The organism is Bradyrhizobium sp. AUGA SZCCT0105 (assembly GCF_018129565.1).
In the GTDB taxonomy this organism is placed as follows: Bacteria; Pseudomonadota; Alphaproteobacteria; order Rhizobiales; family Xanthobacteraceae; genus Bradyrhizobium.
Window position 1 is genome coordinate 597,245 of sequence record NZ_JAFCMK010000005.1, and the last position, 12,243, is coordinate 609,487.

The window sequence follows — 12,243 nt, forward strand, 5'->3', positions numbered from 1 at the left end:
GATCAGCGGTGCCGGCCCCAGGGGCCTTGAAGAGGGCCTTGCAGAGGACCCCGCGGTCCCAATGGTCCCTGTGCGGGGCTGGCGCCCGGCAGCGGCGGCGGATTGTTCGGTTGTGCAGGCGGCGTGTCGCCCCAAGGGCCGTGGGTTGGGCCGTGGGTCACAGGCGGAGGCTGATCGCCCGACACCGACGGCTGGTCCGGCGTTTCCGTCGCCTCCGATGTCTCATCCGGCAGCGCCAGCGGTCCGGGATCGTGGCCGCCGGCGTATTTCACCAGGGCATCGACCCGGGACTTCACCGACGGATGGGTGGCAAACAGGTCGGCAAAGCCCTCGCGCGGATTGTCGACGCAGAGTTCCATCACCGCCGAGGTGGCGCCCGGCAGCTCGCCGCGATTCTCGATCTTGCGCAGCGCCGAGATCATTGCATCGGGATTCTTGGTCAATTCGACCGAGCCGGCATCGGCGAGAAATTCGCGCGACCGCGACAGTGCGAGCTTGACCACCTGCGACAGCAGCCAGGCCAGCATGATCAGCGCGACCGCGATGATGATGATGATGATCGCGCCGCCGCCCGAGCCCTTGCTGTCGCGGTCCGAGGAGGATGATGACGATGAGGAGGATGACGACGACGACCAGCCGCCTCCGCTGCGGCTGCCACCGCTCCACGACAGATTTGTGAACAGGCGGAAGAACAGCTCGCCGAAGAAGCCGACCACGCCGGCGATGATCACGGCGACCACCATCAGCTGCACGTCGCCGTTCTTGATATGGGTGAGCTCGTGGCCGAGCACGGCCTCGATCTCCCGGTCGTTCAGTGCCCTCAACAAGCCCGTGGTGACCGTAATGGCGTATTGCCGCGGGTTCAGTCCGGTCGCGAACGCGTTCAGCGCCGGGCTCTCCATCACCTTCAGCTTCGGCATCGGGATGCCGCGCGAGATGCAGAGGTTTTCCAGCAGATTGTAGAGCCGCGGCTGCTGCTGCCGTGTCACGCTTTCGCCGCCAGTGACGGCGTCGATCATCTTCTGGTGGAAGAAATAGGCGATCACGATCCAGGCCACCGCCGCGATCGTCGCCCATGGGAAGGCCGAGACCAGATCGCGCGAGGCATGGGTCAGATAATAATCGGCCGTGCGGCCGCTATCGATCATGACCTCCGCGACCAGCGCGCCGGCATAGACCAGCACGTAGATCAGCAGGAACAGGCCGGCGAGCAGCAGCATCGAACGAAACTTGTTCGATGCGATATGCGTGTAGAGACCGTAGGCGGCCATGACGGAGCGGCCTCTCGCCGGCGCGCGTTGCGCCTCAGAACTTCACGCTCGGTGCCGCCTCGACCTCCGTGCGGCTGGCGCCGAGGTCGAAGAAATCCTTGCGGGTGAAGCCGAACATGCCGGCGAACAGCGCGGCCGGCATCTGCTGGATGCCGGTGTTGTATTCCTGGACCGCGTTGTTGAAGAACCGGCGGCTGGCGGCGATCTTGTTCTCGAGATCGGAAAGCTCGGAGGCGAGCTGCTGGAAATTGGCGTTGGCCTTGAGGTCCGGGTAGGCTTCCGACAGCGCGATCAGCCGGCCGAGCGCGCCGGAGAGCTGGTTCTCCGCCGCCGAGACCTGGGCCGGTCCCTGCGCCGAGATCGCCGAGTTGCGCGCCTTGATGACGTCGTCGAGCGTGCCGCGCTCGTGGGCGGCATAGCCCTTCACGGTCTCGACCAGGTTCGGGATCAGGTCGTGGCGCTGCTTGAGCTGCACATCGATGTCGGCAAAGGCCTGGCTGACGCGCTGGCCGAGCGCGACGAGGCGGTTGTAGGCGCCGAACGCAAACAGCACGAGAAGGACGATGACGCCGATAACGATCCAGCTGGTCGACATGACAGGGCAGCTCCTGATGGACGAGACGGCGGCACCGTAGCCCAAGATCGGGGCGCAAGGCACCCCGCCGCGAAAAGGTGGGCAAGGGTTGGTCGGCACAGAACCAAGATTGGTTCAACATTCGTCGTCCCGGCCTAGTGCGCAATTGCGCGCTAGGCCGGGACGACGCAAGTAGCTAAACCGCATCGCCCCAACGCCAGCGCCGGGCGCTTGCGTAATCGGCCTTGGCGCGACGGGGCACCCTGGCGAGGACGACGCCCTCAGGTGTGCAGAGCTTGGCCGCAACCTCGACCTTGCCGACATCGGGCTGCGCCAGCACGCGCGATGGCCGGCTCTCAACGCGCGCGCGGCTCAGTGCGACATAAGCGAAGCGCTCGTCCTCGAACGGGGCATCGGCGCCCTTGACTTGCTTGTGCGCGCGCGAGCGTTGCAGGCGCTGCGAGAAATGACACCAGTCGGGCGCCACCAGCGGGCAGCCGCCGTCATGCGGGCAGGGGGCTGTGACATGCGCGCCGGCGGCGATCAATCGGGCGCGCAGCGCGATGATCCGCGCATAGCCCGCGGGCGTGCCGGGTTCGACGACCAATAGCGTATCGCCGGTTTTGGACCACAGCGCATCGGCCAGTGCCGCGCGCTCGGCTTCGCCGAGCTCGCCGATCATGTAGCTGGCGACGACGAGATCGGCCGGGTCGGCCTTGTCCAGCAAGGCGCGGGCCTGGCCGAGTTGGTAGCTGGCGTCGTGCAGGCGTGTGGTGCGTTGAAACAGCCCCTCGGCGAGCGTTCGCAACGCGCCGTTGGCGTCGAGCAGGGTGAAGCCCTGCAGCGATGTGAACGTCTCCGCGGCCGCCCAGGTCGCGGTCCCGGGGCCGGCGCCGACGTCGAGCAGGCTCGCTGGCGCAAAATCCGGCCGGATCTCCGTCAGCGCATTGAGGCTCGCCACCACGGCCGCATAGGTCGCCGGCATCCGCGCCAGCGCATAGGCGAGCGCATCGGTCTCGGTCCGGATCGTCCCGGAGCCGCCGCCCTTGCGATAGGTCTGTGAGATCACTGCCGCGCGGCCGGCCGCATCGCTGCGCGACAGGCCTTCGAGCCTGGCGTTGAGGGCCGTCCTGAGTTCGGCGGGGAGGTCGGGTGAAGTCATCGCCTCATCGTCACGTCTGCCGTCGTCATTGCGAGGAGCGACAGCGACGAAGCAATCCATTTCTCCGCAAGCGGTGCCATGGATTGCTTCGCTTCGCTCGCAATGACGATGCGGATCCACTTGAATGCAATCATCCGCTTTCGCGGACGACAACGTCAACGGATGCGACGAGTTGCGAGCGTCAGCCTACGCCACGTTCTGGTCGAGGATATCGACCGCGCCCTGCAGGTCGACCGACACCAGCTGCGACACGCCGCGCTCGGCCATGGTGACGCCGAACAGCCGGTTCATGCGCGCCATCGTGATCGGATTGTGCGTGATGATGATGAAGCGGGTTTCGGTCGACGCCGTCATCTCGTTCAGCAGGGTGCAGAACCGTTCGACGTTGTGGTCGTCGAGCGGCGCGTCGACTTCGTCCAGCACGCAGATCGGCGACGGGTTGGTCAGGAACACCGCGAAGATCAGCGCGAGCGCCGTCAGCGCCTGCTCACCGCCTGATAGCAGCGACAGGGTCTGCGGCTTCTTGCCGGGCGGCTTGGCGATGATCTCGAGGCCGGCTTCGAGCGGATCGTCGCTCTCGATCAGATGCAGCGCGGCTTCGCCGCCGCCGAACAGCTCGGTGAACAGCCGCTTGAAGTGGTTGTTGACGGTCTCGAACGAGGTCAGCAGACGCTCGCGCGCCTCGCGGTTGAGGCTCTGGATGCCCTGCCGCAGCCGCTTGATCGCCTCGACCAGGTCGTCGCGTTCGGTGGTCAGCGCGGTGTGCTGGGTCTCGACTTCCTTGAGTTCCTCCTCGGCGCGCAGATTGACCGCGCCCAGGCGCTCGCGGTCGCGGCGCAGCTTCTCGAGTTCTTCCTCGACCTGCGCGACGGGCGGCAGCTCCGCACCCGGCTCGATCTCGGCCATGCCGACCACCGCGCTCGGCTCGACCTCGAGCATGTCGTGGATCTCGCGCTCGATGTCGGCGAGGCGGCGGCGCGTGCCTTCCATGCGCTCTTCGGCGCGCGCGGTGGCTTCGCGGGAGGACGACAGCGCTTCGAGCGAGGTCTTGGCGAGGCGATCGGTTTCCGCCATCGCGGCTTCCGCCGTCGCAAGCGCATCCGCGGCGATCCGGCGATCGCCCTCGGCATGTTCGATCTCCGTGATCAGCGCGCTGCGCTTCTCGGCGAACACTTCCGGCGCATTGGCCAGCTCCTCGCGCTCGGCCGACACCTCGGCGATGCGCTCCTCGATGGTCCCGACCTGCGAGGCGGCGCTGGTCTTGCGGCTCTGCCACTCGTTGCGTTCGGCAACGATGGCCTGCACGCGGCGGTCGGCGAGTTCGGCCTCGCGGGCGAGCGCCTGCGCCTCGGCGCGGACTTGCGCCGCCGCACGGCGCTGGTTGTCGATCTCGGCGCGAACAGCGGCGAGCTGGGCTTCGGTCTCGACACCCGGCGGCAGTTCGGACAGCGCGGCAACTGCGTTCTCATGCGCGGCTTCGGCCTCGGCGCGGTCGGCGGCGACGCGGCTGTGCGCCTCGGTCAGCGCCGATTTGCGCGCAGAGTGGCGGTTGATCTCGCGTTCGGTCGCGGCATGGCGCTCACGCGCAGCGTCGGTCTCGCGGCGGGCGGCACGCACGGCTTCGCGCGAGGCACCCTCGGCGGCGGATGCCGAGCGCAATTCTTCTTCAGCCGTCTCCAGCGCCTGGCGCTTGGCGGCGGCATCGATGCGGGCCTGTTCCAGCTCATGCTCGATATCGACCAGGCGGGCGCGCTCGGCGAGGCGGCGTGCGGCACCGGTCGGGGCATGGGCGTCGGCGACAAAGCCGTCCCAGCGCCAGACGTCGCCTTCGAGCGACACCAGCCGCTGGCCGGTCTTCAGCTGCGACACCAGCGCAGCGCCGCGTTCCTTGGCCACCACGCCGATCTGGGCCAGACGGCGGGCCAGTTCCGGCGGCGCCTGGACGTGATCGGCCAGCCGTTCGACACCATCCGGCAGCGCGGGGTCGCCCGCGGCTTCACCGACATTGGTCCAGCGCATCGGCGCAGAGGAATCCACCGGCGCGTCGAGGTCGTCGCCGAGCACGGCGCCGATCGCCTTTTCATAGCCCTTGGCGACCGTGATGCCGTCGATGATCGGTGGCCACAGATTCTTGGTCTCGCTGGTGACGAGCTTGGAGATGGTGCGGGCTTCGGTCTCGAGGCGCTGCACGCGCTTCTCGGCTTCGGCGAGCGGATTGCGGGAGGCTTCCAGGGTCTGCCGCACGGCGGCGTGATGCGCCTCGCTGGACTGCACGGCCGCCTCGGCTTCGGCGAGCGTCTGCTGCGCCATCTCCATGGCGGCGGCGAGCGCGTCGATGTCGCCGAGATTGCCGGTCTCCTGCGCGAGCTTGGTTTCCTCGGCCTGGACGTTGGCGATCTCCTGATCGAGCCGCGCCAGCCGGTCGCGATGCGTGCGCACGCCGGCTTCGAGCTGGTTGCGCTTGGCGGTCAGGTCGGCGAGCTGCGTGGTCAGCTCGGAGAACTGGCGCTCGGTCGCGGCCAGGATCTCCTCGGCCTCGGAGACGCGCTCGTCGACGCCGGAGCGCTTCTCGACGCGCGACTTGATCTCTTCCTTGAGCTCCGCGTCTTCGGTGTCGAGCCGCTGCAGCGCGATGTCGGCATCGGAGGTCTGCTGCTGCTCGCGCGCGATGTCCTGGGCGAACTGGGTGAGGCGGCGATCGAGCTCGCCGACGCGCTCCTTGGCGCGCTGCTCCTCGCGGTCGAGCATCTCGCGCGCATTGGTCAGGCGCTGCAGGCCGGCGGCGGCGCGCGCCTCGGCGTCACGGAGCGCCGGCAATTCGGCGGCGCGGATCGCCTGGATGCGGGCGGATTCGGCCTGCTCGCGGGTACGCTCGGCCATCTCGCGCACGGAGATATCATGGGTGTGCGCGGCGTCGTTGACGTCGGCATTGGCCTCGATCCAGCGCAGATGGAACAGCATGGCCTCGGACTTGCGCACCTTGGCCGCGACCTCGCGGTAGCGGATCGCCTGGCGGGCCTGCTTCTTCAGGCCTTCCATCTGGCCGCTGAGCTGGCCGATCACGTCCTCGACGCGGGTGAGGTTGGTTTCGGCCGCCTTCAGCCGCAGTTCCGCCTCGTGGCGGCGGGCGTGCAGGCCAGCAACGCCGGCGGCGTCTTCCAGCACGCGGCGGCGCTGCTCGGGCTTGGCCTGGATGATTTCGCCGATCTTGCCTTGGTGGACCAGTGCCGGCGAACGCGCGCCGGTGGCGGCATCGGCGAACAGGATCTGCACGTCGCGGGCGCGCACGTCGCGGCCGTTGATGCGGTAGACCGAGCCCGCCTCGCGCTCGATGCGGCGGGAGATTTCGAGCAGCTGGCTGTCGTTCATCGCGGCCGGCGCCGAGCGATCGGAATTGTCGATCGTCATCACGACTTCGGCGTGGTTGCGCGCCGGACGATTGCCGGAACCGGCAAAGATCACCGCATCCATGTCGGCGGCGCGCAGCGACTTGTGCGAGGTCTCGCCCATCGCCCAGCGCAGCGCTTCGACCAGATTGGATTTGCCGCAGCCGTTCGGTCCGACGACACCGGTCAGGCCCGGCTCGATCATGAAATCGGTGGGTTCAACGAACGACTTGAAACCGTGCAGGCGGAGGCGCGTGAGCTTCATGTACACAAATCTCGTTTGGCCGGGCGCGAATCTCCCTGCCGTGACAATACCATGGATGGCAATGTCGGTGTCTGGGGTGAATAGCTGCGTGCAGCTCTCATGAGCGGCGACAATGGCGATGCCGGTGCGTCAGGGCAACCGCTTGACCAAGCTTTTCCCAAGGGATTTGCAAGGGATTTACAGGGGTTTTGCGGCCTCTGCATGTCCTCCAAGATTCGCATCGTGCGAATCAAGTTTTCAACAACCAAATTATGCGACGGCCGCATGCGGCGATCGCAAATCATCCACAATTATCGTGCCGCGACTCGAACGCGGGCACGACGACGTCGGATTCGCGGGGCGCGTGATCAGCTCTTCAGCAGCGGGTCGATGTGCTTGCTGAACTCCTCGAACGAGGTCTCGCCCTTCAGCATCTCGCCATTGACGAAGAAGGTCGGCGTCGAGTTCACCTTCAGCACGTCGTTGGCGTATTTCTGGTCGGCGGCGATCTTGTCGAGCAGCGTCTGATCCTTCAGGCAGTCCTCGACCTGCTGCTGGCTGAGGCCGGCCTGCTTGCCGATCCGCGTCAGCGTCTCGGTGGTGTTCTTGACCACCCAGTCGTTCTGCTGGCGGAACAGCAGGTCGATCACGGCAAAGAACTTCGGCGCGTCGTCCTTGGCGATGCAGCGCGCCAGCATCGAGCCGGCGGCGGCCTTGATGTCGAGCGGGAATTCGCGGAACACGTAGCGGACCTTGCCGCTGTCGATGTAGGTCGACTTGATCTTCGGGAACACGGTCTCGTTGAAATTGGCGCAGTGCGGGCAGGTCATCGAGGCGTATTCGATGATGGTCACCTTGGCGTCCTGCGGGCCGAGCCCCATGTCCGGCAGCGATTGCGGCTTGGCGACCTCGGCGGCGGTCTGCGCGAACGCGTCCGTGATCAGGCGCAGCGGCGACAGCCCGGCGAGGGCGGCAAGCCCGGTCAGCGAGAGAGCGGTGGTGAAAGCGCGGCGCGTGATGATCAAGGTCAGCTCCCGGATTGGCGCATTCACGCCAGAATGAAGGGGGTCCCGAAAAGAAGCCTTCGCTAGCTTGAAACGACCATTGTGGCAATGCCGGGATCTCGCGGCCGAGCCTGCGAAAAGCGTCAATTTCGCTTGATCGAGGCACCCAGCCGGGCCAGCGCGGCGCGCAGATCATCGTCCTCGACGGCCGCAAGATTTGCCGCCTCCCGGGCCACGTCCTTGGCGTCGGGCTGGCGCGGCCGGGTCGGGGGGGCGCGGCGCGAAAGCGGCGCCTGCCGGATCGTCAGGCGGCCGACCGCGTGCCAGCCGAAGAAGCGGTTCACGCGCTCCAGGATGACGTCGGAGGAGTGCTGGATCTCCAGCGCCATCGGCCCCTCGACCCGCAACACCAGCGTGGCCGGCTCCTGCGGCTGGCCCTCGACCGGCCGTGGCCACTGGATCTTCAAGGGCTCGCAATAGGCCGCGATCCGCTCGCCCGCGATCTCGGTCCAGCGCGTCACCAGTTCGCGCGCGGCAAAGCCCTGCTTGGCATAGGCGTCGGTGAAGACGTCGCTGAGCAGGATCGACAGGGGCTTTGCGCTGATCGGGCCGGGTCTGGGCATGACGGGGTTATAGCAGCAGTGGCGATGCGGCCGAAACCGTGTTCATCAATGTGGCCGCGCTTCCGTCCAAGGATAAGAAAGACGTGGATGCCCGGGTCAGGCCCGGGCACGACGTCGCAAGATTTGCCTTAAGATACGTCCATGAGCTCTCGCGCAGCCGCCAAGACCAAATCGACCGACCAGCAAGCCAGCCGTCCGGCGCGGCTGCTTGCCTGGTATGACCGGCATCGCCGGCGGCTGCCGTGGCGTGCGGAAGCGGGGGAGCGGGCCGATCCGTACCGTGTCTGGCTGTCCGAGATCATGCTGCAGCAGACCACGGTCAGGGCGGTCGGACCTTATTTCGAGAAATTCCTGTCGCGCTGGCCCGACGTGTCCGCGCTCGGTAGCGCCTCGCTCGACGATGTCCTCAGAATGTGGGCCGGGCTCGGCTATTATTCGCGGGCGCGCAACCTGCATGCCTGCGCGGTTGCGGTGCTGACCGACCATGGCGGGGTGTTTCCGGACACCGAGGACGGCCTGCGCGCGCTGCCCGGCATCGGGCCCTACACCGCGGCGGCGATCGCCGCCATCGCGTTCGACCGCCGCACCATGCCGGTCGACGGCAATATCGAGCGCGTCGTCACCCGGCTCTACGCCATCGAGGAGGCGCTGCCGCAGGCCAAGCCGCTGATCAAGGAGTTGGCCGCGACATTGCTCGGCCCGTCCCGCGCCGGCGACGAGAACTCCCGCGCCGGGGACAGCGCGCAAGCGCTGATGGATCTCGGCGCCACCATCTGCACGCCGAAGAAGCCGGCCTGCGCATTGTGTCCGCTGAATCACGATTGCGCAGGCCGCGCCCGCGGCGACCAGGAGACGTTCCCGCGCAAGGCACCGAAGAAGAGCGGCACGCTGCGCCGCGGCGCCGCCTTCGTGGTGACGCGCGGCGGCGAGCTTCTGGTGCGTTCGCGCCCGGACAAAGGCCTGCTCGGCGGCATGACCGAGGTGCCGGGATCGCAATGGCTTGCCGGGCAGGCGGATGCCGCCGCGCTGGCGCAGGCGCCGGAGCTCAAGGGCGTCACGCGCTGGCACCGCAAGACCGGCGTGGTCACCCATGTGTTCACGCACTTTCCGCTCGAGCTCGTGGTCTACACGGCCAATGTTCCGCTGCGGACCCGCGCGCCGGTCGGCATGCGTTGGGTGCCGGTGGCGACGCTGGATGGCGAGGCGTTTCCGAACGTGATGCGCAAGGCCATCGCACACGGGCTGGATCTCTAGGGGGAGACGACCTGCTGACACCATGCTGGCAGCAGGTCTCGGCTATGACTTCCAACACGGAGGCCGCCATGATCGCAACCGCACTCGACCGCATCCCGATGCCGCCCGTCGCCAAGCTGCTGGGTTGGCACGTGGCTGACGCACGTCCGCAGGACGGCTGGATCAGGATCGTGTTCGACGGCAAGCAGGATTTCTGCAATCCGGCCGGCTTCATCCAGGGCGGCATGCTCTCGGCGATGCTCGACGACACGATGGGCCCGGCGGTGTTCATCATGACCGAGGGCAGGCTCTTCACCACGACGATCACGATGACGGTCAATTTCCTCGCACCCGCGAAACCCGGACCGATCACCGGCGAGGCGACCGTCACGCAGCTCGGCAAGACCATCGCCTTCGTCGAGGGCCGGTTGACCGCCGCGGACGGCAGTTTGCTCGCCACCGCGAGCAGCAGCATCCGCCTGGTGGAAGCGTCGCGGGCGCTGCGGTAGAGCCGCTTGCGCTCCAGCCCTATCCCGTCACCCTGAGGAGCGCGCATCTCGCGCGCGTCTCGAAGGGTCGACGGCCACCGGCGGGGCCGTGCATCCTTCGAGACGCGCTTCGCGCCCCTCAGGATGACGGGATATGAAGCTGCTTCAAGTCACGCAGCCCTTAGGCTCCCGTCCGCTGCACGATCGGCGGCTTGGCGTTCAACCCCTCGACCTGGAAGCCGGCGACGCGCTTGTAGTTGGCGGCGATGTCTTCCAGCTCCTGCTGCGACAGCACGTCGGTGACGACGCCAAAGCCGTTGGGTGCGCGCTCCTCGACCAGCTGCATCACCTGTTCCGGACCGTTGCGGCGGTTCAGCATCACGAGATCGGTCGTCGCCGGACGCCGCTCGGCCTCATAGGCCAATAGCGCCGCCTGCGTCGGGCCATGCGCCAAAATCTCGCGCGTCAGCGTGCGCGCATCGAGGATCGCCTGGGAGGCGCCGTTGGAGCCGATCGGGTACATCGGGTGCGCGGCGTCGCCCATCAGCGTGACGCGGCCGAAGGTCCATTGCGGGATCGGGTCGCGATCGACCAGCGGATATTCGTAGGCATGCGGACAGTTCCGGATCAGCCCGGGCACGTCGAGCCAGTCAAAATTCCAGCTCTCGAACCACGGCAGGAACTCGTCGAGCTTGGCCGTGCGGTTATAGTCCTCGCGGCGCCACTGATAGGTCGGCGGCATGTGGCGTTCAGCGACCCAGTTGAGGTCGAACTTGCCGTCGGGGCCGGCTTCCTTCGAGATCGGATAGCAGACGAATTTCAGGGTCTCGTGGCCGGCCATGATCATGGTGCGGCCGGTCAGGAAGGCATTTCCGCGGGTGATGCCGCGCCACAGGATGCGGCCGTTCCAGATCGGCGGCCCCTCCTGCGGATAGAGTTTCTCGCGCACCGCCGAATGGATGCCGTCGGCGGCGATCAGCACCGCGCCGCCATGGCTGCCGGCCGGCTTGCCGGTCGCCTTGTCGACGAAGTCGGCGCGGACGCCGTCGGCGGTCTCGGTCCAGCCGGTGAGGTGATGGCTGGTCAGGATGTTCTCACGTCCCAGCCGTTCGGTCGCGGCGTCGAGCAGCAGCTGCTGCAGCCGGCCGCGATGGATCGAGAACTGCGGCCATTTATAGCCGGCCTCGAGGCCGCGCGGCTCGCTCCAGATCGGTTTGCCGTGCTTGGAGAAATAGGCGAGCTCGCGGGTGCGCACCGCTGATGCGTCGAGCACATCGTGCAGGCCGAGCTCGATCAGTTCGCGCACCGCATGCGGCAGCACGTTGATGCCGACGCCGAGCGGCCGCAGCTCGGGCACGCTTTCGAAGACGCGGCAGGGCACGCCGATCTGGTTCAGGCTGAGCGCCAGCGTCAGCCCGCCAATTCCGCCACCTGCAATCAGCACAGTCATGAAAAGCCCTCTCGATTGGCCATGGTCATCGCATGGCGGCCCGACTGCGGGCAAGGTCCGCGGCACCGCGCGGGGTGGACGGCAAGGGGGGCTGCCGCTAACGTCCGCCGCATCTCAAAACAAGCCAGGCCGGGTTCGCAACGAACCGACAAGGCCCGCAGAGGACAACGACATGCTCAAGCTCTATACCGCCCCCGGCACCTGCGCCCTCGCGTCCCACATCGCGCTGGCCGAGGCCGGCGCGCCCTATTCGGTCGAGCGGCTCGATTTCAAGATCAACCAGCAGAACAGCCCGGAGTATCTGAAGATCAATCCGAAGGGCCGCGTCCCGGCGCTGGTGACCGACCACGGCGTGCTCACCGAGACGCCGGCGATGCTGGCCTACATCGCGCAGACCTATCCGCAGGCGAAGCTCGCGCCGCTCGACGACGCCTTCGCATTCGCCAGGCTGCAGGCCTTCAATTCCTACCTCTGCTCGACGGTGCATGTCTGCCACGCCCACAAGATGCGCGGCGCGCGCTGGGCGACGCAGGAGACGTCGTTCGCCGACATGAAGACGATGGTCCCGAAGACCATGGGCGCCTGCTTCAACCTGATCGAGCGCGACATGCTGAAGGGTCCGTGGGTGATGGGCGACAGCTACACGGTCGGCGACGCCTATCTCTACACGCTCGCGCTCTGGCTCGATGGCGACGGCGTCGACATCGCGACCCTGCCCAAAGTGAAGGCGCATCGCGCCGCGATGGAGCAACGGCCGGCGGTGCAGAAGGTGCTCGCTGAGCAGAAGGTGTAAGCGCGAGAAATTCGG

General features: G+C 67.2%; 11 protein-coding genes. 3 read left to right on the top strand and 8 right to left on the bottom strand.

Going from position 1 to position 12,243, the window contains the following annotated elements; all coding sequences use genetic code 11:
* Positions 1-2 precede the first annotated feature (2 nt).
* The 7 genes from JQ573_RS25845 to JQ573_RS25875 all read right to left on the bottom strand — a co-directional run bounded on the left by JQ573_RS25845 (position 3) and on the right by JQ573_RS25875 (position 8,264).
* Positions 3-1,271: a M48 family metallopeptidase gene (locus JQ573_RS25845; RefSeq protein WP_212315555.1), complete on the bottom strand. Its 1,269-nt coding sequence runs from the start codon at positions 1,269-1,271 to the stop codon at positions 3-5.
* 34 nt (positions 1,272-1,305) lie between these two features.
* Positions 1,306-1,866 (bottom strand): LemA family protein, encoded by a 561-nt coding sequence (locus JQ573_RS25850; RefSeq protein ID WP_092124555.1) that lies wholly within the window; start codon positions 1,864-1,866, stop codon positions 1,306-1,308.
* A 175-nt stretch (positions 1,867-2,041) separates the two neighbouring features.
* On the bottom strand, positions 2,042-3,007 hold the full coding sequence (locus tag JQ573_RS25855; protein ID WP_212315553.1) for a small ribosomal subunit Rsm22 family protein: 966 nt from the start codon (positions 3,005-3,007) through the stop codon (positions 2,042-2,044).
* Entirely contained in the window at positions 3,004-3,141 is a 138-nt protein-coding gene (locus tag JQ573_RS25860) for a hypothetical protein (RefSeq protein WP_171948072.1), read from the bottom strand. The genes JQ573_RS25855 and JQ573_RS25860 overlap by 4 nt, the downstream gene beginning before the upstream one ends.
* 52 nt (positions 3,142-3,193) lie before the next feature.
* Entirely contained in the window at positions 3,194-6,658 is a 3,465-nt protein-coding gene (gene smc, locus JQ573_RS25865) for a chromosome segregation protein SMC (RefSeq protein WP_212315551.1), read from the bottom strand.
* A gap of 347 nt (positions 6,659-7,005) precedes the next feature.
* On the bottom strand, positions 7,006-7,662 hold the full coding sequence (locus JQ573_RS25870; RefSeq protein WP_050403998.1) for a DsbA family protein: 657 nt from the start codon (positions 7,660-7,662) through the stop codon (positions 7,006-7,008).
* Positions 7,663-7,784: 122 nt separating this feature from the next.
* On the bottom strand, positions 7,785-8,264 hold the full coding sequence (locus JQ573_RS25875) for a DUF721 domain-containing protein (protein ID WP_212315549.1): 480 nt from the start codon (positions 8,262-8,264) through the stop codon (positions 7,785-7,787).
* Between the two features lie 141 nt (positions 8,265-8,405).
* On the opposite strand from JQ573_RS25875, the gene mutY reads away from it, so the two are divergent.
* Positions 8,406-9,518, top strand: coding sequence for an A/G-specific adenine glycosylase (mutY, locus tag JQ573_RS25880; RefSeq protein ID WP_212315547.1), 1,113 nt, complete (start codon positions 8,406-8,408; stop codon positions 9,516-9,518).
* 68 nt (positions 9,519-9,586) lie between these two features.
* Entirely contained in the window at positions 9,587-10,006 is a 420-nt protein-coding gene (locus JQ573_RS25885; RefSeq protein ID WP_212315545.1) for a PaaI family thioesterase, read from the top strand.
* Between the two features lie 160 nt (positions 10,007-10,166).
* Here JQ573_RS25885 and JQ573_RS25890 read toward each other — a convergent pair whose 3' ends face one another.
* The gene (locus tag JQ573_RS25890) at positions 10,167-11,435 is read right to left on the bottom strand and encodes a flavin-dependent oxidoreductase (protein ID WP_212315544.1); all 1,269 of its coding nucleotides are present in this window, start codon (positions 11,433-11,435) and stop codon (positions 10,167-10,169) included.
* A 172-nt stretch (positions 11,436-11,607) separates the two neighbouring features.
* Here JQ573_RS25890 and JQ573_RS25895 point away from each other — a divergent pair, with 172 nt between their 5' ends.
* Positions 11,608-12,228, top strand: a complete 621-nt coding sequence (locus tag JQ573_RS25895) for a glutathione S-transferase family protein (protein WP_212315542.1) — start codon at positions 11,608-11,610, stop codon at positions 12,226-12,228.
* Positions 12,229-12,243: the final 15 nt, after the last annotated feature.